General features: G+C 34.4%; 26 protein-coding genes. 8 read left to right on the top strand and 18 right to left on the bottom strand.

Translation table 11 applies throughout. The features are described 5' to 3' along the window. Nucleotides 1-53: 53 nt before the first annotated feature. The 4 genes from SHYC_RS04410 to mutY all read right to left on the bottom strand — a co-directional run bounded on the left by SHYC_RS04410 (nt 54) and on the right by mutY (nt 5,306). Nucleotides 54-1,634, bottom strand: coding sequence for an FMN-binding glutamate synthase family protein (locus SHYC_RS04410; protein ID WP_039644835.1), 1,581 nt, complete (start codon nt 1,632-1,634; stop codon nt 54-56). A 164-nt stretch (nt 1,635-1,798) separates the two neighbouring features. Next, on the bottom strand, nt 1,799-3,535 hold the full coding sequence (locus tag SHYC_RS04405) for an ABC transporter ATP-binding protein (protein ID WP_039644833.1): 1,737 nt from the start codon (nt 3,533-3,535) through the stop codon (nt 1,799-1,801). A 120-nt stretch (nt 3,536-3,655) separates the two neighbouring features. After that, nucleotides 3,656-4,201 (bottom strand): nucleoside tri-diphosphate phosphatase, encoded by a 546-nt coding sequence (gene ntdP / locus SHYC_RS04400; protein ID WP_039644831.1) that lies wholly within the window; start codon nt 4,199-4,201, stop codon nt 3,656-3,658. 55 nt (nt 4,202-4,256) lie between these two features. After that, complete coding sequence (gene mutY, locus SHYC_RS04395; RefSeq protein WP_039644829.1) at nt 4,257-5,306, bottom strand: A/G-specific adenine glycosylase; 1,050 nt, start codon at nt 5,304-5,306, stop codon at nt 4,257-4,259. An 88-nt stretch (nt 5,307-5,394) separates the two neighbouring features. Between mutY and SHYC_RS04390 the strand changes: the two genes are divergently transcribed. Then, nucleotides 5,395-6,372 (top strand): metal-dependent hydrolase, encoded by a 978-nt coding sequence (locus SHYC_RS04390; protein ID WP_039644827.1) that lies wholly within the window; start codon nt 5,395-5,397, stop codon nt 6,370-6,372. 146 nt (nt 6,373-6,518) lie between these two features. On the opposite strand, the gene SHYC_RS04385 is transcribed toward SHYC_RS04390, so the two are convergent. From SHYC_RS04385 to sgtB, 5 genes are all read right to left on the bottom strand, one after another. Next, on the bottom strand, nt 6,519-7,289 hold the full coding sequence (locus tag SHYC_RS04385; RefSeq protein ID WP_039644826.1) for a teichoic acid translocation permease: 771 nt from the start codon (nt 7,287-7,289) through the stop codon (nt 6,519-6,521). 8 nt (nt 7,290-7,297) lie between these two features. Then, nucleotides 7,298-8,824: an ATP-binding cassette domain-containing protein gene (locus SHYC_RS04380; RefSeq protein WP_039644822.1), complete on the bottom strand. Its 1,527-nt coding sequence runs from the start codon at nt 8,822-8,824 to the stop codon at nt 7,298-7,300. A gap of 14 nt (nt 8,825-8,838) precedes the next feature. Further along, nucleotides 8,839-9,150 (bottom strand): YfhH family protein, encoded by a 312-nt coding sequence (locus SHYC_RS04375; protein WP_039644820.1) that lies wholly within the window; start codon nt 9,148-9,150, stop codon nt 8,839-8,841. Continuing rightward, nucleotides 9,140-9,946, bottom strand: coding sequence for a recombination regulator RecX (recX, locus tag SHYC_RS04370; protein WP_039644818.1), 807 nt, complete (start codon nt 9,944-9,946; stop codon nt 9,140-9,142). Before recX ends, SHYC_RS04375 begins: the two co-directional genes overlap by 11 nt. Nucleotides 9,947-10,034: 88 nt before the next feature. Then, the gene (sgtB, locus tag SHYC_RS04365; protein ID WP_039644816.1) at nt 10,035-10,841 is read right to left on the bottom strand and encodes a monofunctional peptidoglycan glycosyltransferase SgtB; all 807 of its coding nucleotides are present in this window, start codon (nt 10,839-10,841) and stop codon (nt 10,035-10,037) included. Nucleotides 10,842-11,008: 167 nt separating this feature from the next. Here sgtB and SHYC_RS04360 point away from each other — a divergent pair, with 167 nt between their 5' ends. Both SHYC_RS04360 and SHYC_RS04355 read left to right on the top strand, forming a co-directional pair. Continuing rightward, nucleotides 11,009-12,754 (top strand): pyruvate oxidase, encoded by a 1,746-nt coding sequence (locus tag SHYC_RS04360; protein ID WP_039644814.1) that lies wholly within the window; start codon nt 11,009-11,011, stop codon nt 12,752-12,754. Between the two features lie 333 nt (nt 12,755-13,087). Then, nucleotides 13,088-14,287 (top strand): IS110 family RNA-guided transposase, encoded by a 1,200-nt coding sequence (locus SHYC_RS04355; RefSeq protein ID WP_039643616.1) that lies wholly within the window; start codon nt 13,088-13,090, stop codon nt 14,285-14,287. A 197-nt stretch (nt 14,288-14,484) separates the two neighbouring features. Here SHYC_RS04355 and SHYC_RS04350 read toward each other — a convergent pair whose 3' ends face one another. Both SHYC_RS04350 and SHYC_RS12345 read right to left on the bottom strand, forming a co-directional pair. Continuing rightward, the gene (locus SHYC_RS04350; protein ID WP_039644812.1) at nt 14,485-15,003 is read right to left on the bottom strand and encodes a type 1 glutamine amidotransferase domain-containing protein; all 519 of its coding nucleotides are present in this window, start codon (nt 15,001-15,003) and stop codon (nt 14,485-14,487) included. Nucleotides 15,004-15,070: 67 nt separating this feature from the next. Then, entirely contained in the window at nt 15,071-15,232 is a 162-nt protein-coding gene (locus tag SHYC_RS12345) for an SE1561 family protein (protein WP_167694559.1), read from the bottom strand. A 111-nt stretch (nt 15,233-15,343) separates the two neighbouring features. On the opposite strand from SHYC_RS12345, the gene yfkAB reads away from it, so the two are divergent. Then, nucleotides 15,344-16,477 (top strand): radical SAM/CxCxxxxC motif protein YfkAB, encoded by a 1,134-nt coding sequence (gene yfkAB / locus SHYC_RS04345; RefSeq protein ID WP_039644810.1) that lies wholly within the window; start codon nt 15,344-15,346, stop codon nt 16,475-16,477. 127 nt (nt 16,478-16,604) lie between these two features. On the opposite strand, the gene SHYC_RS04340 is transcribed toward yfkAB, so the two are convergent. From SHYC_RS04340 to SHYC_RS04330, 3 genes are read right to left on the bottom strand one after another with little or no spacing between them, the layout of a single operon-like run. After that, entirely contained in the window at nt 16,605-17,123 is a 519-nt protein-coding gene (locus SHYC_RS04340) for an acyl-CoA thioesterase (RefSeq protein ID WP_039644807.1), read from the bottom strand. A 13-nt stretch (nt 17,124-17,136) separates the two neighbouring features. Then, nucleotides 17,137-18,372 (bottom strand): aminopeptidase, encoded by a 1,236-nt coding sequence (locus SHYC_RS04335; protein WP_039644805.1) that lies wholly within the window; start codon nt 18,370-18,372, stop codon nt 17,137-17,139. A 16-nt stretch (nt 18,373-18,388) separates the two neighbouring features. Further along, nucleotides 18,389-18,598, bottom strand: coding sequence for a DUF1128 family protein (locus tag SHYC_RS04330; RefSeq protein ID WP_039644804.1), 210 nt, complete (start codon nt 18,596-18,598; stop codon nt 18,389-18,391). Nucleotides 18,599-18,730: 132 nt separating this feature from the next. On the opposite strand from SHYC_RS04330, the gene SHYC_RS04325 reads away from it, so the two are divergent. The 4 genes from SHYC_RS04325 (at nt 18,731) to SHYC_RS04310 (ending at nt 21,466) form a co-directional block, all read left to right on the top strand. Further along, nucleotides 18,731-19,189: a low molecular weight protein-tyrosine-phosphatase gene (locus SHYC_RS04325; protein ID WP_039644802.1), complete on the top strand. Its 459-nt coding sequence runs from the start codon at nt 18,731-18,733 to the stop codon at nt 19,187-19,189. A 6-nt stretch (nt 19,190-19,195) separates the two neighbouring features. Then, nucleotides 19,196-19,471, top strand: a complete 276-nt coding sequence (locus tag SHYC_RS04320) for a hypothetical protein (protein ID WP_039644801.1) — start codon at nt 19,196-19,198, stop codon at nt 19,469-19,471. A gap of 119 nt (nt 19,472-19,590) precedes the next feature. Beyond that, nucleotides 19,591-20,862: a YihY/virulence factor BrkB family protein gene (locus tag SHYC_RS04315; RefSeq protein WP_039644798.1), complete on the top strand. Its 1,272-nt coding sequence runs from the start codon at nt 19,591-19,593 to the stop codon at nt 20,860-20,862. A 34-nt stretch (nt 20,863-20,896) separates the two neighbouring features. Then, nucleotides 20,897-21,466, top strand: a complete 570-nt coding sequence (locus tag SHYC_RS04310; RefSeq protein WP_039644796.1) for a beta-class carbonic anhydrase — start codon at nt 20,897-20,899, stop codon at nt 21,464-21,466. Between the two features lie 63 nt (nt 21,467-21,529). Here SHYC_RS04310 and vraR read toward each other — a convergent pair whose 3' ends face one another. Genes vraR through SHYC_RS04290 form a run of 4 tightly spaced genes read right to left on the bottom strand, consistent with a single transcriptional unit; the run spans nt 21,530 to nt 24,295 of the window. Further along, nucleotides 21,530-22,159: a response regulator transcription factor VraR gene (gene vraR / locus SHYC_RS04305; protein WP_039644795.1), complete on the bottom strand. Its 630-nt coding sequence runs from the start codon at nt 22,157-22,159 to the stop codon at nt 21,530-21,532. Further along, complete coding sequence (locus SHYC_RS04300) at nt 22,149-23,192, bottom strand: sensor histidine kinase (RefSeq protein ID WP_039644794.1); 1,044 nt, start codon at nt 23,190-23,192, stop codon at nt 22,149-22,151. Before SHYC_RS04300 ends, vraR begins: the two co-directional genes overlap by 11 nt. Then, a complete protein-coding gene (gene vraT, locus SHYC_RS04295; protein ID WP_039644793.1) occupies nt 23,189-23,896 on the bottom strand; it encodes a cell wall-active antibiotics response protein VraT in 708 nt (235 codons plus the stop codon). Before vraT ends, SHYC_RS04300 begins: the two co-directional genes overlap by 4 nt. Nucleotides 23,897-23,908: 12 nt before the next feature. Beyond that, on the bottom strand, nt 23,909-24,295 hold the full coding sequence (locus SHYC_RS04290; RefSeq protein WP_052257806.1) for a hypothetical protein: 387 nt from the start codon (nt 24,293-24,295) through the stop codon (nt 23,909-23,911). Nucleotides 24,296-24,333: the final 38 nt, after the last annotated feature.

Raw genomic sequence — 24,333 nt, 5'->3', positions numbered from 1 at the left:
ACACCTCGATCATACACATCATAATGTACGATAGAGGTGTTTTTCATGTTTTTCTATGATTGAATGAGTTTCAATTGATAGTCATGTATGGATTGAATCGTCCCGCTTTTATTTTTTATCGTAACATGTTCTGGCCCGATTTCAGTTGGACTGGAAACACCTACTGCAGCAGCAATATTAAATAGCCCTTCATGCAGCGATGTAATATAGTTCGTGACACGATATTCCTTTTCTTCAACGACCAGTGCCCGCTCTTTTTTAGGGTCTGTTGTTGCGACACCAACGGGACATGTATTTTTATGACATTGTCTACTCATGATACAACCTACACTAATCATCATACCACGTGCAATATTTACTAAATCAGCACCTAATGCAAGTGCAATTGCCACTTTATCTGGAGTCACTAGTTTACCTGAAGCGAAGATTTTAACTTTATGACGTATGCCGTTCGCTTTTAAAAGTCCATCTACTATTGGTAAAGCAGTAAATAATGGAAGCCCTACACCGTCTTGAAGTTCTTGAAAGGTTGATCCTGTACCACCTTCACCACCATCAACAGTAATAAAATCAGGGAAAATATCCAGCTCAATCATCGTCATCACTAGTTTTTTCACATCATCGGGATTACCAACGACTATTTTAAAACCAATCGGCTTTTGACTTAAATCACGCAATGTTTCAATCCACTCTAACAAATCTTTTGGGCTATTGATAAAATCAAAGCGGTTTGGTGAATTAATCGTTTCATATGGCCGAACATTTCGTATTTCAGCAACTTCCTCAGTTACTTTTTGACCATCGATATGACCACCTCGTGTTTTAGCACCTTGCGCAAGTTTAATTTCAAACATTTTTATACGTGGATGGTGTGCTTTTTTTAAAAACGCCTCTTTACTAAATGAACCATCATGATGTCTCACACCGAAAAGTCCAGGTCCTATTTGAAAAATAATGTCTGCCTCCCCAGCCAAATGGTATGACGAAAGACCACCTTCTCCTGTATTCATCCATGTGCCTGCACGACCTAAACCTTTTGACAATGCTATTATAGCTTTACTACCTAATGCACCAAAACTCATTCCAGACTGCCCAACGAGACGCTTTGCAAAATAAGGATGTTCGATGTTTCCACCAATTTTTATGTAGTGAGCTTCATCTAAATAATAAGGTGAAATATCAGTAGTTTTTAATGTTTCCTTGCGACTAAAAAGCGATTCTCTTTGAATTTCATAAACAAATGTTGATATTAATGTATCGTTATCAATTGCTAATTCCGTTCTTTGTTTAGGAAACATTGCATTGTTCAAATAAAATCCGTCATCGTAATTTAATTCCGAACCAAAGCTTGTAGCCCTTGCATTATATTTCCCAGCTAAAACAATATGTTGATACTGATCTCTAGAAAACGGCTTATCTTCGTTATCATTTAAAAATAAATATTGACGTAATTCTGGTCCAATGCTTTCAAAAAAATATCTTACACGCGCTAAAACAGGATAATTACGTAATACACTATGTTGTTTTTGTCTCCGATCAAAAATCAAAAACGACACACAGGCGATTGCTATAACCACAAGTATTGTTACAATCAAAATATTTACAATCAGTTGTAATATTGTTAAAAATGTCATGATTTCATCCCCCTTTAATATCACTATACCCCTACACTAATCATTTTATAAGTCATATTACTTCATTTAATTATATTTTAATATTTCGTGTATATAAACAAAAAACCTGTTTAGTAAACTGAAATCAAGTGATTCCAGACTACTAAACAAGTTAAATATTTAACCTATAAATTTTGTATATTGTAAAGCCGTTGATAAGCGCCCTGTTGATTCATTAATGTTTGATGTGTGCCCATTTCTACAATTTGACCATTTTCTATCACAACTATCTTATCTGCATGCGTAATTGTAGATAGCCTGTGTGCGACAATCATCGTAGTGCGATCTTTACTTAAAATATTTAATGCTTCTTGAATAACAGCTTCACTTTCTAAGTCCAGTGCACTTGTCGCTTCATCAAGAATTAAAATAGGCGGATCATTTAAAAATATACGCGCAATAGATAACCGTTGTTTTTGTCCTCCGGATAATTTAACACCTCTTTCTCCGACTTCAGTGTCATAGCCTTTAGGCAATGCCATAATAAAATCATGCGCATTCGCTTTTTTAGCAGCTCTAATTACCTCTTCTTCGGTGGCATCTGGACGTCCCAATAAAATGTTTTCTTTAACAGTGTCGGAAAATAAAATATTATCTTGTTGTACCATGCCAATTTGTCTTCTTAAACAACCGATTTCAAACGATTTAATGTTATGTTGATCAATTAAAATCTCACCTTCTGTAACATCATAAAATCGTGGGATTAGACTAATTAAGGTTGACTTACCTCCACCACTCATACCAACAAATGCGACTGTTTCACCATGATGAATATTTAAGTTAATCTCTTTTAAAACATCACGCTCATCATCATTGTATTTAAATGATACGTCTCGAATTTCAATATTGCCTTGTGTAATAGAAATGTCTTTTGCATCGTCTGCATTTTTTATATCATAAGGCTCATCGAACAACTGAAACACACGGTCCATTGAAGCAAAACTTTGCGTTAAAGTTGTAAACGATGATACTAAACGACGTAATGGTCCATACAATTGCTCTAAATAACTCACAAACGCAGCTAGTGTCCCTACAGTAACAGATCCTGAAATCGCTAAATATGCACCAAAGCCAATCACTATTAAAGGTCCAATATCAGTAACCGTATTTATCGCTGAAAATGAATATGCATTCCATCGTGTATGCATAAAGGCTTTTTGTAAAAAGCCTTTATTGCGTTTATCAAAGTTTTTCGCTTCATTCTCTTCAATCGCAAAACTTTTAATAACAGACATGCCATTGACACGCTCATGCAAAAACCCTTGTGTCTCTGCCAATTTTTGAGATCGTTGTCGTGTTAATGCGCGTAAACGACCAAAAAAGAAATACACTGTTAAAATGTAAAACGGTAAAATGACAATGGCAGCAACAGTTAATTGGACATCTAAGAAAAACATGACGGAAAGTGCAATTATAATAGTGATGCAGTCCAACCAAATATTCATTAAACCTGTCATGATGAAATCTTTTGTTTGTTCTACGTCGTTTATCACACGCGAAATGACTTCGCCTGCTTTATTATTCGCGTAAAAACGCGCACTTAACGCTTGTAAGTGACCATATAGTTTTTTTCGAATGTCATATAAAATTTTATTACTTGTCCATTGCGCCATGTATTGCCTTAAAAATTCAATAGGTGGTCGGACAATAATGAAAATAAATGCTGCAATCAGCATGGCATAAAATAAATACATATATTTGTCTGACAGACTTAACGCACCATTATTAATCACATCATCAATAACAAACTTTATTAACAATGGTATAAGTAATGGAATACCGAATTTTAATATACCTACAAAAATGGTACCTATTATGAGCCATTTATACGGCTTTACGAACTTTAAATAACGTTTAATCACCGTCATATCCCCCTTTCAACATACAAGAAGAGTGAAACAGAAAATGGCATCACCTTTCTCTATCTCACTCACAATTATTAATTTATTTACATGTTGAATTCTTAGTTGTCCATAAGCTCTTTACATTCTATTTCGTAGTTTTTGAAAACGATTACGCCAAACTTTAATAAAGTCTGGTGCAAAAGGTCCTTTTTTGTGTTCAATCCATTGTTGTAGTATATCCACATTTCGTCTTAAAATGACGTCAATATCTTTTGGGTAGTTCATTTGATTCATATGTTGTTCATATTCGTCTTCATCCAATAAATGATATTTCCCATTAGGATACACCTTTATATCTAAATCATAATCAATATATTTCAATGCTTCCTCATCACATGCAAACGGTGACGACAAGTTACAATAGTAATAAACCCCATCTTCTCTGAACATGCAAATTACGTTGAACCAATATTCAGAATGAAAATACACGATTGCTGGTTCGCGTGTAATCCATGTACGCCCATCGCTTTCAGTAACAAGTGTGTGGTCATTACCACCAATAATGACATGATCCGTTCCTTTTAATATTGTTGTTTCAGACCAAACGCGATGGATATTTCCATCATGCTTGTAGGACTGTATTTTAATTGTGTCGCCTTCTTTTGGAATGCATGATTTAACCACTTGTCTCACCCCACTAAAAAATCTCACTTATTTATTATATCATATTCCAAGTGCCCTAATGCGCATTTCGCTTACAAAATGCTTCATAAATTTTAGACATTGAAACTGGAAATGTATATTGGTTCCGATCAAACGGTCCTAACCACTGTGTTTTATCACTTAAAGCAACATCATGTGATGAGACGTTTGCTTTATATATGTTGAGCACCCACGTCATATGCGTAAATTGATGTTTAACTACGCCACTTTTAGTGTTACTAATTTGAAGAGACGCACCATACATCATCTTAAGTTGAGAGACATCTGTATCAGATAAAGCCATCGGGAACTGCCACATTTGGTTCAATAATTTCTCATTTCTTTGTTCAATAAGATATTCTCCATTTTCATTTTCAATGAGATATACATTATAGTGCATGATTTTTTTCTTTGTTTTCTTTGTTTTTACCGGTAACATTAACACCGTTCCTTTGTCATAACTTTCACAATGCGTCTGAATTGGACAAAAGATACACAAGGGTGATTTTGGGGTACATATTAATGCGCCGAGTTCCATCATAGCTTGGTTGAATGTTCCTGAGTCTGTTTTCACATAGGGTAGTAGTTCATGTTCAAAGCGTTTGCGTGTAGCTTGTAACGCGATATCCGTATCATCATTGTTTAATCTCGCCCATACTCGAAACACATTACCATCCACAGTTGGCAAAGGATGATCAAATGCGATACTCATAACAGCCGCTTGTGTATATGGACCCACACCTTTTAATGTTTTAAAAACGCTAGGATTTGAGGGGACGATACTATCATAATTTGCTACCACTTCTTTAGCAGCTGTATGAAAGTTTCGTGCACGACTATAATATCCTAAACCTTCCCAATATTTTAAAACCTCATCGGTTGTTGCATTTGCTAAAGCTTTTACAGTGGGAAAACGTGCTATAAATTTTAAATAATACTCTCTTACCGTATCTACTTGAGTTTGTTGAAGCATCACTTCACTCACCCAAATTTTATACGGATCTTTAGTTTCGCGCCAAGGCATTTGGCGTTGATTATCTTCAAACCAATCAATAAGATCCTTTTTAAAAGTGCTTGGAAAATGCATAAATTTCTCCTTCAAATTGTTGATTGTTTTAGTTCAATTCAATTATAGATTATACTAGATTTAACTTAGTTAGAAATGAGTGACGCTTATGGATACTGCTACACATATCGCTATAGGTGTCGGATTGACGGCAATCGCTATGACTGATCCCGCTTTAAGTCAAAATGTGGGCGCTACAGCTACAATTTTAATAGTTGGTTCGTTAATTCCAGACATCGATACTGTTTTAAAATTAAAAGATAATGCAACTTATATCTCAAATCATAGAGGGATTACACATTCTATACCATTCACATTATTTTGGCCAATACTATTAACTTTACTTGTTTATGGGGTTTTCAATCATTTAGACCCGCTTCATGTATGGTTGTGGGCACAACTCGCAGTGTTTTTACATGTATTCGTCGATATTTTTAATTCATATGGCACGCAAGCGCTTCGGCCAATTTCAAATAAATGGATTCAATTAAGTGTAATTAATACGTTTGATCCTATCATATTTTTTATTCTAATGGTCGGTATTGTCCTTTGGGCAATGGGCATCCATCCTTATATTGTATTTGGTCCTATAGTCTTGATTTTAATCGGCTATTATATCTTAAGATTTGTAATGCAACGTTGGCTTAAAAAACAAGCATTGAACCAAGTTGAACATTTGGGTACCCCTATAAAAGTTTTTGTCGCGCCTACGATTCGTTTTTTTCAATGGCGTATCGCAATTCAGACTGAAAAACATGATTACGTCGGCCGCAGTTATGGGCGTAATATTGTATTTAGCGATAAAGTGGAACGCCAACCTTATCCAAACGAGTATATTATGCAACACGCACAGAACGATCCAAATATTCGTGCATTTCTAGGTTTTTCTTCTATATATCGTTGGCATATTAAACACGTCGATAACAAAACGACAGAATTACGCTTTATAGATTTACGCTACCTTAAAAACGACCACTATCAATTTGTGGCAATCGTACATTTAGATCAACAAATGAAAGTGAAACATTCGTATACCGGTTGGGTCTTTACTGAGGACAAATTAATGAAAAAGTTATATGCCAATTAGACACAAGTTCTATACTACTACAGATAAATATTTTTAAGCCATCAAAATTCTTGTGTAGAAACAATGAATTTTGATGGCTTTTGTACATGTTTTTACGAAAAGAAGAATTAAGCCCCTTTACCGAGGATTGCACTTTCTTAGCATGTTTATTGTATATGTTCATTTGGTCGTAATTGTGAGACGTAATCATTTAATGCAAAAGCGATGACAGAAATAAACCCTAACCAACAAATAAAATAAAAATGATAACCCATATGATTAAATGCTTCAGAACCAACGATAACAGATTCTTGAAATCCATTAACAAGATAATATAGCGGATTCAACATTAAAATATGGACCAAACTGCCGTGTAAAGTTGCACGGATTAGTATAATTGGGAGTAATACAAACGCGATGCCAGCGATAACAAAATATATTTTGTCTAACTTTATATAAATCACACGCACTAATCCAAGTAAATAAGACAATAAGACAATAAATATATATGTCATCACAGTATAAAAAATAACACCTTTGATTAACGTATCCGCATTCACAGGTTTTACACACCCTATTACAGCTAGCAATATACTTAATATTAGGCTATAAACGGCACTTGAAATAAGAATGTGTAACATCGGATTACTATTAAAATGACGTGTCACGTAATAATCTCTGGGAAAGTTTTTATAATTCATCCAAATTGCTATAAATATCACACTAAATGCAATAAGTCCAACGAGACGATACATCATAGTTGCTTGGGTAATTTCTGCCACAGCAAATACATTTAACACGATTTTTAATAAAACAATTAACATCAATGCACTGAATAAAGTCAATAGCAACACCTGACGTTGCTGAACAATGCGATAGCGACTATGTCTCATATGTCTAGGTATGTTTTTGAAAAATATGATCAATTGTTCTAACATAATTTCACCTACAGTTTAATATATATCCATTGGTCATTTTGAACATCAGCTATAAAAAAGCCTTCATCGGATTTTCCTACCCAATATTTTTCATCAGGTTTAAATTTTTTCTTAAATTCCTCCGTTTTAACCATAGGAAAAGTGTAACCGATTAATTTATTACGATCATCATACAACATTGAAATAGGTTGTTGTGTGATAGGTTCAACAAATCGATTTTTCAAACCTGGAACTAAAGTGTCATTAACAGCTTTATGAGACTTATGTAATTCACCATTAAAATAATCCACAGAATTAATGTAGTTTGACTTCATATACGTCGCGATTTGCTCCCGTTCAATGCGGTTATAGAGTGCGGCAGGATTGATATATTTAAATTGTGATTTGGTGGTTGTATACGTCTGTCCGTTGTTTTCAACACGATAAGACGTCTTATTTTCACCAGTAATTGTAGCAACTGCATAACGTGGTAATGTTATATCCTTTTGTCCTGAGGCCCCATTCAGTTTTACATCTTTAGCATCTACAATACCATAGGCGAGTTTTTCAATGTATGGATCTTCATTATTTTTAGCAATAGTATCTTCTGTTGTAACTTTCTGTGTATCTAACTGTCCAAAATTTGTAAATACAAACAAACTCCCTAATATTATGCCTATAAAAAATATAGCCAACCACGTCCAAACACGTGCTAAAAAAGCAGGTGGCTCTGAGTGATGATAACGTTCAATTCTTTTAAAATTATAGGTGAGTTCTGGCATCCTTGAACGATTTCGCTTCCAATCTTCATCGAAATACGCCAATGCTTCTTCGGATTTTATAGATGTACGGTCTTTTTCATGTGATGTATAAGCCGCAATGACTTGCTTGACTGGTCCCTCTTGGCGTAATTGACCATGGGATATCCAAGCAATGTAATTACTTACCGCTTGGATTTTTGCAATATCATTGTCAATCGTCACCCAAGTTAAACCTTCCTCGATATACTCACGTGCCATTAAGGATGCTTTAGCCATAAAGTCTTCATTCAAGTATGATAATATATGGCTTAAAATTATTATTTTAGCTTTTGCAGCGCGTGCGAGACTAAACAATAACTGTGCGTATTGTTCATCTAACAAATTTTGAATTGTGTCATTCGCTTGATCCATTAAATGCGCATACTTTATTATCTGCTCCACTTTATGAGAGGAAACCTCATATTCATATAATTGAATTACATCTTCCACGTAATCACGCACAGACATTGTTTCTACTGTTTTTTGATTCATGTTCGCATAAAATAAAGATGCGGTTCTGACCATACGTCCTTTATCAGGTTTTACTGTCCCCGCTAAAATTTCCCCTACAAGTGATTTCGAGGAATCTGCTTCACCAATAATACCAAGCGCTTCTCCTTGATAAATATGTAATGTAATGTTATTTAATTCAATGTCTTCGGGCTGATAACTAAAAGGTTTTAAGATATTTTGTTTCTTTTGATTACGATAAAAATGTGTCACGTTTATAATCTTAAGGACAATTGCACTCCCCATTCACTTAAACCCCTTTATAATTGTAGTAATGACAGTGGGATACCCTCTTCTTGAGTTGTATCATTTCGGTAACCCCACGCAAAAACACCTTTTAATCTTTCAACTGTAAATGTTGAATGCGATTCATCTTTCAAAGTATAACACTCACCAATGTTAATCTGAGAAGCATCTACGAGATAACTTTCAGCTATAATGATTTTATTTGCATAAACATCATATTCATTCATAATGCCGTTCATCTCAGCTTTACGCATCTTTTCTTTATATTTTTGAATTTCTTGATAAATTTCATGTCTTTCCATCTCACTCAATCGTTTACGATTCATCAATAATACCACTTTCTTCTAATTTTTTTGATATATCATCGTATAAATATCCTTTACGCATCAATGCTTCAACCGTTTTCACTTTCAGATTATAGCCTTCATACTTTCTAACATATTTATTATAGACTTTCTCTAAATCACGTTGCAATAATTGTTCTAACATCTCTTGATCATCTGTAAAATCCAACTCAGATAAAACGATACGAATTGTATCTATCGTATACCCTTTTTGAATTAAAGCTTGATGCACTTGTTGTTGTACCTTTTTAGACGGTCCTTTTTTTCTCATTTTTATCTTATTGGCCAATGTAACGATAGAAGACAGGGATTGCTCTTTTTCATACTGCGCAACACCTTGTTGAATGAGCATGTCTTCGATTCCGGCTTCTATTAACTTTTGCCTAAATATTTCTGGTCCTTTGTCCGTAGTTTGTAATAACGTATTTTTTAGACTCTCAACATAATCTTCATGATCAATCAAACGTTGTTCCTTACAAAATGAAATTGCTACTTCGATGATAGATTCAGGAAAATCTTGTTTTTTTAAATAAATTTCAACTTCTTTTGTAGAACGTTTACGATACGACAAATAATGTAAAGCTTGTTGAATCGCTTGCTGTTGAAATTCTTGATGTTTTATTTTTTGAAGGTCACCAGCAGAAAGGACGTCGCCTTTTTTTAAGTTCAATTTTACTAATGTGTCCTCTGAAACACCAAGCTCAAATTGATCATCAACATAAATATTAAACCGTGACATATTCTTTTTTTGAACTTCAATTTTAGTAATTTTCGGCATAGTTTCACCTCACTTAGATAAAAAAACTGGAAGGCCTTTTTAGACTTCTCCCAGTTCCCTCATATACTATATTATGCCATAGAAATGCTTACCCACCAAGTTGTTGTAATGCTTCAGTATATTGCGCTTCACTAATGTAATTTTCTTGTTTCATTTTTTCTAATGTCATTTTAGTTCGATTAATAAATGAAGGTGACATGTGATGCACATCATATACTGATGGTGCATTGATCTTACTTGCTAACATGGCGCTTTGTAATACCGTGATTTGTGGCAAGGCGGACTGTTGTGTATTTACAGTCGCACCAAAATAATAATTGGCTGCAGATTCAATCGTATAGTTATTATCTCCAAAGTAAATGTTATTCAAATAATAACTTAAAATCTTTTCTTTATCGTATTCATTCTCGACACGTTTGGCCACAAACATTTCTTTTAATTTACGTGTAATGGTTTGTTGATTATCGTAATAATAGTTTTTGACAAGTTGCTGTGTAATGGTACTTCCACCTTGTAGGCGGTCTCGATCTTTTAATGATGCAAAAATGGCACGAATGCTTCCTCTATAGTCCACACCATTGTGATTATAAAAACGTCTATCTTCTAAAGCAATAAACGCTCCCTTCGTATAATTAGGCATGTGCGTCGAGTCAACATAAGTTGATTTTTTCTCGATACTCGATAAATCTGATACATCCGCTTGTTGAGATAAAAAATACATGACACCGATAAATAGCAAAATAATCAGACATGCGATTAAAAGTACCGTTCTAAAAATTTTTCTTGGCCGTTGTTTTCGTGGGGGTTGACCTACTGGTTGATAATACGTGTTGTAATACGGTTCATTCGAAGGAGGTTTTGTGTTGTTGGTTTTATTACGGTCAGTACGTTTCATAAATATGACCCTACTTTCTCATTATAAAATCTTTTAATGAAAGTGTATCAATTCAATTGAAATTTATCTATACGTTTTCATCAAAATCAGTCCACAGCATGAGTGCATGATAAAGAAATTTTGGGGTATAACGTTTAGAATACATATTTAAGAAAGGGTTGAATTATATGGCACGTATGAAAGCAAATTTAGCATTAGTTAAAGCTTTAGAAGCTTGGGATATCGACCATGTTTATGGCATTCCTGGTGATTCCATAGATGCAGTTGTAGACGGTTTAAAATCAGCGGAAGCGCACATCAAATTTATACATGTTCGCCATGAAGAAGTCGCAAGTTTATCTGCAGCAGCATACTCGAAATTAACTGGTAAAATTGGAGTTGCTTTAAGTATAGGAGGACCTGGTGCAATTCATTTATTAAATGGTATGTATGACGCAAAAATGGATAATGTCCCTCAATTAATTTTAGCTGGTCAAGCTGACAGTCATACCTTAGGTACAAAAGCTTTTCAAGAAGTAAATTTGCCACACTTGTTTGAAGATGTTGCTGTCTATAATTATCAATTGAAAGAAAGTGATGCCTCACGTATTTTTGATATAATTGATGAAGCGATTCGTACAGCTTATGCGCAAAAAGGTGTGGCTGTTTTAACGTTACCTAATGATATTTTAAATCAAATAATCGATGTAACACTTCCATCACAAATTAGTCCATTTATACCAAAATCACCTCGTCCAAACATTGTTGACATTCAAAACGCCGCACAATTGTTTGATAAAAGTAAAAACCCAGTGGCTTTAGTAGGTTTAGGCGCACAGCATGCCAAAGAAGAGGTGCGTGCATTTATAGAAAAAGGTAAGGTCCCTACGATGGTGACATTGCCTGCTAAAACCATTATCCCTTATGATCATCCGTATTTACTTGGAAATATTGGCAAAATTGGAACGAAACCTGCTTACTATGCCATGCAAAATGCGGATCTACTGATACTTATCGGCACAAATTATCCCTATGTAGATTATCTACCGCACAAAGATATCCCCGCGATACAAATTGATATCAATGAGAAAAACATAGGTCATCGTTTTAATATAAATGCTCCCATTAATGGAGATAGCCAACAAAGTTTAGAAGCTTTAACCAATGCGATTGAACCTGTATCAGAACGTGACTTTTTAAATACAGTACTAAAACGTAAAGATACATGGGATCAATGGATGATTGATGATAAAAAGAGCAATGCAAAACCGATTCGTCCAGAGCGGTTGATGGATGCGATTAATCAGGTGCTTCACAAAGATACAGTCATAGCTGCAGATGTAGGTACTTCAACAGTTTGGTCAACACGTTATTTAAATTTAGGTATTGACAATAAGTTTATTATTTCAAGTTGGCTCGGTACGATGGGGTGTGCTTTGCCTACTGCAATAGCCTCCCGAATTGCCTATCCAGGTAGACAAGTAGTGGCAATCACTGGTGATGGTGCATTTGAAATGGTGATGCAAGACTTTGCCACTGCTGTACAATATCGTCTGCCGATGGTCATTTTCGTTTTAAATAATCAGGAATTATCATTTATAAAATACGAACAACAAGCCGCTGGAGAATTAGAATATGGCATTGAGTTTAGCGATATGGATTTCGCAAAATTTGCTGAAATATGTGGAGGCGTCGGATTCACGTTGAAAGACCCTAATGAGATAGATGCGGTTGTTCAAACCGCAATGCAACAACATAAGCCGACCATAGTTAATGTTTATGTAGATGTTAATGCCGCTCCCCTCCCAGGTCAAATTGTTCCTGAGGAAGCACGAAATTATGCAAAATTTGCATATCGAAGTTTGACCGAAGAAGGCAAATTTGTCTTTAAAGACATGCCATCATTATCAACTGCGATAAAACGTTTTTTATAATTTTTAATACACGCTAAATTTTTAAATAACCACTTAATAATGCTAAAAAAGAAAAACAATATATGGATATCATTGCTCCTATAAACATACTAAGATTAGCGGTGAGGAATTTTATGACGATAGAATTCTTCACCGCTATTTTTTATAGTGGTAGAGAGAAGTAGATCGTCCAGCTCCTTGGTTAATTAAACCGTACTATAAACTGATCAGCTTCACTCTCCTTTTGAAATTCGTTTAAGTATGTTGGGTTCTTGAAACCGTGTATAGGAAAAAGAGATGAAAAAGGTCATAGTGAAGAGAAACTTCTCAAATCCAAAAATGAGGTGATTTTCTATGCATTATTTAGGGCTTGATGTAAGTAAAAATCAGAGCTACATTGCACATTATGAAGACCAAAAACTAATTAATGAATTCTTGCTCACTCATACGAAACAGTCATTTCAAAAATTTCGAGTTTATATATCTTCGTTAGATAATCCAATCATTATATACGAATCTACAGGTGTCTATTCTAGACCAATTTGTGATTTTTGTACGAATAATCGATTTAAGTTCTACGAATTAAATCCTCTAGAAGCTAATTTTAAAACGAAATCACTCCGAGCTAATAAAACAGATAAAGCGGATGCACATAAATTGGCACTCTTAGGATATAGTTTACCTTCATTAACGTCTAAACATCAAAATCGTGAGCTATATGACGAACTAAAGGAGTATGCTCGCTTTTATTTGGAACTAGAGAAACAAGAAAACGTTCTTAAAGTTCAATTACTTGAAACAATGCATCAAACTTTCCCCTTTTTTGAAAAATTATTTAAAAATAGATATTCAACTATAAGTCTGAATTTAGCTCATGTTTTTCCGCATGCTTCAATGGTGAGTGACTTGACTAAAGAAGAAATCACAGAAGTGATTTCCAATGCTTCCTTAAAGGGTATGAGCGCTATTAAAATTGAAAACTACGGAGACAAGCTTATTCATTTAGCTAATGAAAGTTTTCCGTGCGTATCTAAAGATCATTTTTTAGTTAAAAAAGTAAGATTCGTAGCTAAAAGCCTTTTACATCTTCAAGAAGAAAGAAAACATTACAGTCAAGAAATGATTAATTTAGCCCAACAACTTCCGGAATTCGAAATTCTTCTTTCTATTCCTGGTTTTGGAAGACTAACAACAGCTTTATTTATCGGAGAATTAGGGGATATTAGAAGATTTTCTAGTCATAAAAAATTAAATGCTTACGTTGGTATTGATATTCGTAGATATCAATCAGGACAATCACATTATAAAGATACTATTAACCGTAGAGGAAATAAAAAGGCAAGAAAGTTATTATATTTAATTGTTCTGAATATAATTAGAGGGCAATCTAGATTTCGAAACCACATCAATGATTATTACTATAAATTAAAATCGCAGCCTTATGGAAAGCCCCACAAGACTGCAATAGTAGCGTGTATCAACAAACTACTTAAAACGATTCACTACTTAATTATGAATAATTGTACATATGATTATGAAATGTCACCACATTGATTAATCATACGAACAATTCAAGCATAACACCTTATTAAAATTTTTAAAATAATAAGGTTTATTTGAGTATGCTTAAAATAAGTTGAAAACACTTGACTAATTGTAGGAAATCAAGGGGCTGGGACATAATTCCCAGTCAAAAAAGTGGCTAGGACATAAATTGAAATGATTTATGTCCTAGCCACTTATATGTCGTCTTATCGGTTTAATAAATTTGTAATTTCTCTATTGAAATCATCTAAATCATCTGGAATACGACTTGTGACAATATTTTGATCTACCACTACAGATTCATCTTTGACTGTAGCACCTGCATTACTTAAATCTTTACGGACGTTAAGTACAGCGGTTAACGTTCTGCCTTTTAATTCATCTGTATCAATAAGAATTTGTGGACCGTGACAAATAGCAAAAGTTGGTAAATTTTCAGTTAAGAAATGTTTGGCAAATTTACCGTAACGTCCTTCTTCATCTCCACGTAAATGGTCAGGTGAGAAGCCACCAGGTAACAGTAAACCATCATAATCTTGGGGTTTTGCGTTTGCAATACTCACATCAACTTTAACTTTTTTACCGTGTTTTCCTTCAACTTCTTTATTTTCTTCGTCTCCAATAATCACAATGTCGTGTCCTGCTTTTTCAATAGCCTCTTGTGGGCTTGTTAATTCAATATCTTCAAATTCGTCAGCGAGTAATACTGCGATTTTCTTTGCCATGAATATCACCTTTCTTATTTAAGTGTCTATCTAATGTATATCCGAAAAAGTGATATTTAAACAAAAATTACTTGCGTAGTTGGTTAACTTTCATTTCAAGTTGATCTAAAAGTGATATCCACTCATCTACATCTTTGATATCTACATCATTTGGATTAACTTGGTCGATATCCTCTAAAAATTGCGTTAACCTTTCTTTTACTTGATTCATTGTACGAGGCTCTTCCATAGAATTAAATTCTCCTTTATAATTGCATTTATCAATGCTATCATAACATGATTTTGATATTCCTCAACGTAAAATATCAAATCAAACTTAGTTTTAGAGGAGTCTTATAAAATGATTCATACCAAAAAACAACCTATTTCAATACACAATGATCCATGGGAAGCGCATACAGATGTTGACACATATGGACAACTTACGCTAAGCAATATTGAATTTACAACGACAAATTTATGCAATATGCGTTGTAGCCATTGCGCAGTTGGATATACGCTTCAAACGACTGATCCAATCCACTTACCTATGTCATTAATTACACAGCGACTAGATGAGATTCCACATTTAAAAACGCTCTCTATTACGGGCGGAGAGCCGATGTTTTCAAAAAAATCTATTCGAGAAGTCGTTAAGCCGCTTCTTAAATACGCGCATAAACGTGGCATATATGTTCAAATGAACTCTAATTTAACACTCCCACTTGACCGCTATTTAGACATTGCAGAGTATATTGATGTCATGCATATTTCACATAATTGGGGGACCATTGACACATTTACCTCTGTCGGCTTTGGTGCAATGGAGAAAAAACCCCCATTGAAAGCTAGAGAACGATTATATGAACAAATGATTACTAATGCACGAACTTTAAGTGAACAAGGCATGTTTGTCTCTGCTGAAACCATGTTAAATAAAAGTACTAAGCCACATTTGGCACACATTCATAATGAAGTCGTCAACGACATGAAATGTCAACGTCATGAAATACATCCAATGTATCCTTCAGATTTCGCTAGTCAACTTGAAGTTCTTTCACTCGCCGACATGAAAGCTACAATTCATCACTTACTAGACATACGCAATGAAAACATATGGATGTTATTCGGTACGTTACCTATTTTCCCATGTATTCAAAATGAAGAAGATCAGCAATTAAGGCAAAGGTTATTAAATGCTCCTAACGTTTCACTCCGCAATGACCCTGATGGTCGTAGTCGACTTAATGTGAATGTCTTTACCGGCAATGTCATCGTCACTGATTTCGGTGATGAAACTGGAACAATCTCAAACATTCAACACGATAATTTAAACGATGTATTTGAAAAATGGCTCAAGTCGCCTCTTGCTCAATCATTAAATTGCCATTGTCCTAAATTTCATTGCTTAGGTCCAAATGTTTTAGTTAAAAATATGTATTACCCTAATATTGATTTCAAACAAAAAGAAATTGAGATGCATCATCCATCATAAATGGTTAGCTTTAAAAGTAATTTTCTAATGACGTACAATTTTAAAACGCTATGAAGTTGATAATGGTTTTAGCAATTAACAAAATGTTTCAAGACTAATTCCTTATTCCTTCAATAGCGTTTTAATTTTAACGTTTCGATTTTATGTTTTCTAAAAATGACAGTGTGTTTTTACTTTCAAATCGGCGTTCTTTACGCCTTGCTACACGCGTATGTGCTGTTTCATGAAACCATTTTTCAGTCTCAGATTCAGGAAAAACTTCTGGCACCTGTGTCGGTTTCCCATCGTCATCAAGGGCTACGAAAGTCAAAAAGCTAAGCGCAGCTAAATGTTCTTCATTGTTATAAACATCTTCTAATAAAATTTGAACGCAAACTTCCATAGAGGATGTCCCTGAATAAGTCACCATTGCTACATAATTAACAATATCCCCCGTTTTAATAGGACGAATGAAATCAACGGAATCTGTAGAAGCCGTCACCACTTGTGTATTCGCGTGTTTACATGCGCAGATTGCCGCAACCTCATCTATATTTGCCATCATTGTGCCACCAAATAATGTTCCTAAATGATTGGTATCTTGCGGAAAAACTTGTCGCGATTTATAAGCTTTCGAGTCTTTCATCGATTTTTGAGTTACTTTCATCTTTTACACTCCTCTATACTTCAGCCCAATTTCCATTTTCGAAAATCGCAACTTCTTCACCTTGATCTGTCACACCGTAAATATTTAAATCACTACTTCCAATCATAAAGTCGACGTGTGTTAATGAGTCATTTAAACCATGTGCTTTTAATTCCTCTTCTGACATCTCTGTTCCACCTTTTAAATTAAATGCGTACGCAGAACCTAGAGCAACATGACATGATGCATTTTCATCAAACAAAGTATTATAAAAAATTGTATTACGGTTTGAAATTGGAGAGTCGTGAGGAACGAGTGCCACTTCACCTAATCGTTTTGCACCTTCATCTGTATCAAGTAAGGATTGCAATACTGCTTCCCCTTTTTCTGCACTATAATCCACGACTTTGCCATCTTTAAATGTTAATTTAAAGCCATCAATAATCGTACCATTATAACTCAATGGCAGTGTATTAGAAACATAACCATCTACACGATGTGCATCTGGTGCAGTAAACACCTCTTCAGTTGGAATATTCGCAACAAAAGCTTGACCTTTTTGCGTATAACTTGTTGCATCTTCCCAAATGTGCCCCTTAGGTAAACCGATAATTAAGTCCGTACCTTCGGATTTATAATGTAAAGCAGTAAACGCCTTGGCATTTAGCATATCTGCTTTCTCTTTTAATAAAGCGGTATGTTGTTTCCAATTTTCAACAGGATCATTGCCGTCCACCCTTACGATTTCAAGAATATCATCTAAAAATCGATGAAATGCTATATCTGGATCTAAATCTGGATACACACGTTGTGCCCACGCTTTAGAAGGATAACAAGCTACGAGCCATGGAAACTCATTTTTTTGTGATGCCATCATATAAGGTTTAAATGCCTTACTTCTTTGAATTTGAGCTGCTTTTAATTTTTCAGAATCTATTCCATTTAATAAATCTGGATCTTCTGTAATGAGCGCGAGTGAACAAGCACCGCGTTGCACATAATCCATACGTTCGTCAATATCATATGTTTTCACAGGTTGATTAAAGAACGCCACACCTTCATTTTCATAACGCATGCGTGTTAATATTGGGTCCCCATATTGCACGCGTACATCAGATGCACCTAATTGATATGCTTCTTTAACAATCATTCTAGTAAACTCGACTGCATCTACCGTAGTACGAATGAATACTGGTTGACCTTTTTGAACATTTAACCCTACTGTCACTAACAATTTTGCATACTGTTGTAATTTATCATTTAAATTCAAATTTCTCTCCCCTTTTCTATTTTGGTTGACGTAACGCACCTAATGCTTCTGTAATACCATTCATCTCACTAGGGGTAAAATCTTTTTTCGACATTACAAAGTCATGGATTTCTTCTATTTCTTCATGATGTGACTCACTAAAATTTGCAGGATCAATCAATCCTGGATTTACTAAATTTAATTGCTCTCTAATATCTATTATCATCGTTTCAATATTTTTTGACATTTTTTTCATCCTTTCACTTCTATCATTTTAGCAAAGTCATTCAATTTTTGAAAAATTTTTGTCGAATTCACTTTAGAGTTGTTTAAAAAAGCGATAAAATGGGCATATATACTAAGACATGGAGGGAACAACATGACAACAGTCGCATTTGTATGTCTAGGTAATATCTGTCGTTCTCCAATGGCAGAGGCAATCATGCGTCAACGCCTCAAAGAACGACAAATAACTGACATCGACGTCTTTTCTAGAGGAACTGGTCAATGGAATTTAGGCCAACCCCCTCATAAAGGGACGCAAAACATTTTGACGCAACATCATATTCCTTTTAATAATATGATTAGTGAATTGTTCACAGACCGTGATGATTTTGATTATATTATTGCAATGGACCAAAGTAATGTGGATAATATAAAACAAATCAATCCTCAACTTAAAGGTAAATTATTTAAGTTGCTTGATTTTAGTGATATGGAAGAATCCGATGTTCCGGACCCATATTATACAAATAATTTCGAAGGTGTCTTTGACATGATACAATCATCATGTGACAACTTGATTGATTACATTTTAGAAGATATTAGGAAGGGGTAACAAATCATGCAAAACAAATTAATTCCTGGCGTTTTAATTGGAGCAATTGTTGGAGGTGCGGTTGCACTTATCGACAAAAATACGCGTGCATCTGTAAAGTCACAAGTTCAAAACATTAAATCTGGTCAATCCACTGGTCAAGGTTCTAAAGTTTCTCAACTTACAGATGAGTTCAAATACTGGAAAAACACAATCGAAGAAATTCGTCGTAACAATCCAGAATTAGAACGTTCTTTACGTGATGCAAAAGAAACATTTCAAAAACGTAAAAACAATAGATAAACGCTGAGATCAGTATTTATGATAAAACAATCTAAGCAATTTCGTGGGAAGGCTTGAATTATTTTGCACTCCCCCATTGAGATTGCTTTTTTTATACTAATTTATAGGGGAGTCACAATATGTCAGATAATAAACAACATTCATCTGGGATTGTAAATAAAGCAAAAAACAAATTCCATAATGATGACGCTAATCAAAAAGAGCACGGTCCCAATCCTGACCGCCAAGGTGATGCAAAAGGTGATATTCATGAAGAGCATAACTTCGTAAAACCACAACCTTTCCAATCTAAAGAAGCAAAAAAAGATAATCAAACCTTTTTTGTATCTCGTATTAATAAACCAGCAAAATATACCGATCGTCCAAACTTTTTCACCTATTTACTTTATCGTATCGGTAAAGATGATGCATCTGGTCTAGCAGCACAATTAGCATATTACTTTATGTTATCATTATTCCCAATGCTCATCTTTATTTTGTCATTGATACCATTGTTTAATATCGATCAAAAATCGATCATTAGTCAAATTGAATCAAATGCACCAGCGCAAGCATCGTCCATTATTACAAATATATTAACTGATGTGATGAGTAATGCGAATGGCGGAATCTTATCATTCGGTTTAATTCTTGCGTTGTGGACAGCATCTAATGGTATGACCGCTTTAATGAATTCATTTAATGTAGCTTATGATGTTGAAGATAGTCGTAACTTCTTTATATCAAAGGCGATGGCCATTTTCTTCACATTACTGATTGGTATAACAATGCCTTTAACATTAGTTTTATTTACATTTGGACAACAAATAGGCAATCTATTATTCGGGCCATTAGGTCTTGATGAGGCTGTGAAATGGGTATTTAGCATTATACGTACTGTACTACCTGTTATTGCAATTTTCATTGTTTTTACTTTACTTTATACAATGGCACCAAATGTTAAAATTAAAATGAAATCCGTATTACCAGGTGCGCTATTTGCTACAGTAATTTGGATTTTAGGTACACTTGCATTTGGTTTCTATGTCTCAAATTTTGGGAATTATTCTAAAACTTATGGTAGTATCGGTGGTGTCATTGTTTTAATGTTATGGCTATACATCACTGGCTTTATATTGATATTAGGTGCTGAAGTCAACGCTATTTTCCATCACCGAAAAGTTGCAAAAGGCAAAACACCTGAAGAAATCACATATGATGAAATGGATGCACGTGGAGAAGAAGATTTAGCAGATGCATATAACAATATGGGGGATGAGTCTGAAGCACATCCTAATACTCAAAATCCTAATCACCAAGTGGATTATCAAAATCATAGCCAATACGATTCACCAAAGGCTGTAGAACGTACGAATGAAGGACGTTCTCATCACATTAAAACAAAAAAATAAGTTGAAGTTTACCTGATGATGGAGGATTATATGTATGACTTTGCTAGATAATATTTTAGAATTTAATAAATCTTTTGTTGATAATAAAGAATATGAAGCCTATAAAACAAGTAAGCAACCATCAAAAAAAGCTGTTTTACTTACATGTATGGATACGAGACTTCAAGATTTATCGACTAAAGCACTAGGATTCAATAACGGAGACTTAAAAGTCGTTAAAAATGCAGGAGCTACGATATCTCACCCATACGGGTCTACAATGCGAAGCTTAATCGTAGGGATATATGCATTAGGTGCTGAAGAAATCATTATTATGGGCCATAAAGATTGCGGCATGGGTAATTTAAACGTTGATCATGTTATCGATACGATGAAATCCCGTGGTGTGAATCAACAAGTTTTTGATATCTTAGGTCACTCTGGTATCGATGTCTCGCACTTTTTAAAAGGCTTTGATGATGTCTATGAAAATGTGCGCCAAAATATTCAAATGATTTATGGTCATCCATTATTTGACCTTAAAGTGCCTGTGCACGGTCTAGTTATTGATCCTCACACAGGTGAATTAGAGCTTGTTCATAATGGGTATGCACATTGTGACTAAAAAGTAGTAAATATAAAAAGAAGCGGTGATAACGACGCATGTCGGGTTAATCACCGCTTCTTTTTATTCAATTAAGCCATGTTGAAAGGCATAAATAACTGCTTGTGTACGGTCTTGTACTTCAAGCTTACTTAAAATGTTACTGACATGCGTTTTTACCGTCTTTATCGTAATATGAGAGGCACTCGCAATTTCCTGATTTGAGTAACCTTTGGAAATCAGTAACAATATTTCCATTTCACGTTCCGTTAATAATTCATAAAGTTCTGCTCTTTGTCTCATACGATTTCGCATTTTCACTAGCACTTCAGCTTCAAAAACAGATTCACCTTTATGTGTTTTACGAATTGCTTCGGCTATATCGCTTGCACTTGTTGTTTTTAATATATAACTGTCCACCCCTGCATCTAACGCACGGTAAACTTCTTTATCTTCAATATAGCTTGTAAGCATCACGACTTTAATACGTGGTAAATCTTTTTTAATTTGAGTCGTCGCTTCTACACCATCCATATCTGTCATCACTAAGTCCATTAAAATCAAATCCGGTTGAAGTTCATGCGCCTTCGTAATCGCTTCTTTACCCGATGCTCCTTCACCAACTACTTCAATATCTGGTTGAGTTGAAAGATAACTTGATATTCCAATTCTTACCATTTCATGATCATCCACAAATAATACTTTAATTGTCATTGTGCCCCTCCTTGTCTAATGGTGCTTTCACTTCAATTCTCGTTCCTGAGTCAGGTAAAGATACGATATGAAATGTAGCGCCTATTTCCATTGCGCGCTCACGCATATTTTTCAAGCCATAGCTTTGTTCCATTTTTTCATCAACATTAAAGCCAATACCATCATCTTGAATACGTAACAGTATGTAATCTTCACGTTGTAATAATTCTACGGTCACTTCAGTCCCTTTAGAATGACGTAATGTATTAGAAATGGCTTCTTGGGTAATTCTAAACAAATGATCTTCCATACCTTTTGGAACATCAAACTCACCAATATCTTGCACGACTTTTAAAGGTACCTTACGCTGAAGATCACTAACTAAAGTTTGAATGCCTTCTCCTAATGACTTGTCCTTCAATCCTATAGGTCGTAAATGTAACAAGAGTGCGCGCATTTCAAGTTGTGAATCCTGGACCATTTTTTCAAGTGTCGGTATTTGCTGGTTCAAAGGTGGATCTAAAGGTGTTTCTTTAATTGCTGAAAGCATCATGCTTGCCGCAAATAATTGTTGTGACACGCTATCATGTAATTCTCTAGCAAGGCGATGTCGTTCATCCTCAATAATTTTTTGTACTTTTGAGTCATTCATATTGTAAGACTCATTCGTTAAATTTTGTGTTTTAATGCGCATGCGATGTAATTCTTGATTAAGTGGCACTAATGCTTCATAAAGTTCTAACGTTTCTAGATAAATTTCGATTTGTTGATCATTGACACCTACCGTTTCACCTTCAATGGCACGCTCAATTTGCGCCTTCAACCAATCGCTTTGTTGATTGTTTTTATATGCAAGCACACTTCCTACGATAATACATAAAAATATAGTAATAAGATTTAAAAACAAAAATACTGGAATCCCAAATATTTGCGTATAAAACATGCCTTGGAAAAAAATGATATTTGTGAAAACATTGTCGATAAAAAAGAAAGCTGTAAATAAACTATACACAAGTATTAGCATTGAACCTATCGATCGTACATATTGATTCATCGTGCTATCACCTCAACATCTCCTATAAAGGTTGAGACGAATACATTGACAGTATAGCGATCAGATTTTTCGGCTGATTCTGATTCTAATTTAATATTGTTATTTTCAAGTCTAAGTCGTTGATTTTCGAAATGTACATTCCCATAAAAAGCCGAAACGTTAAGTTTAACGTTATAATTTAGTGGCACAACAACTTGTACTTTCCCTACGATATGGCGTACAACAATGGTATTTTGTGATTTTAAATTAGCCGCTTTCGTCATATCTATATATATGTCACCTATACCATGTTGGATTTGGACATCTTCCCATTTATAAACATAAACAGGTGTTTTTTGTTCGCCAAACCACTTTTGTTTAATAAAAGCTGGTGACGTTTCGATTGCTTCTGTTGACATCACTTTTAAAGGTTTACGTTTATAAATAATGTATCGTATCGCAACAATTATCATAAAAATAAATAAAATCACTAACGTATATTTATTAGATAACAATGTAAATAACACCATTAGTGCGCCAATCCAAAAACATAATAGACCCCGAACTTTATGAAAATAAATATATCCTACATACATTAATATACTTCCTAATAATAAGACGAAAAGGAAACCAATTTTCTCAAAAAATATATAGTAAAAATTGGCTATAATCATTAATGCTGTAAAAATGATTAAAAGCTCAGTCGAAATATATTTCTGTGTCATATTTCCACCTTTCTAGTATGCCAATCTTAAAGTTAATAATAAATCACACTCCTGTTGTGTACACTTGCGCTCATTGTTGAGATGATTTAAAAAACGTTCTAAATGCGCATACTCATATTCAATTTCATTCAAATCTTGTTTCATCATTGTAATGTCTTTATCGTGTATTTTTTCAGGACATTGCATATGTTGTTCATCTAATAAATCGATATATTTATTTTCTAATGCGATGGTCTGTCTGTCAATTAACAACTTTAATTGTGTTTTCTTTTGTTGTAAATAACGTATCATCGCATCAATATCGTGTATTTTTGTATTCAAAGACGTTAAGCATATCCCAATTTGATTCATGTATATCGATTTTAAAACGCGTTCAAAATATAATTTAAGTTGTTTCATAATAGAATCACCTCATTTAACGACTCTATTATAAAATG

It is taken from the genome of Staphylococcus hyicus (assembly GCF_000816085.1).
In the GTDB taxonomy this organism is placed as follows: domain Bacteria; phylum Bacillota; class Bacilli; order Staphylococcales; family Staphylococcaceae; genus Staphylococcus; species Staphylococcus hyicus.
The sequence above is the reverse complement of the archived record's forward strand: the minus strand, read 5'-3'. Positions and strand labels throughout refer to the sequence as shown.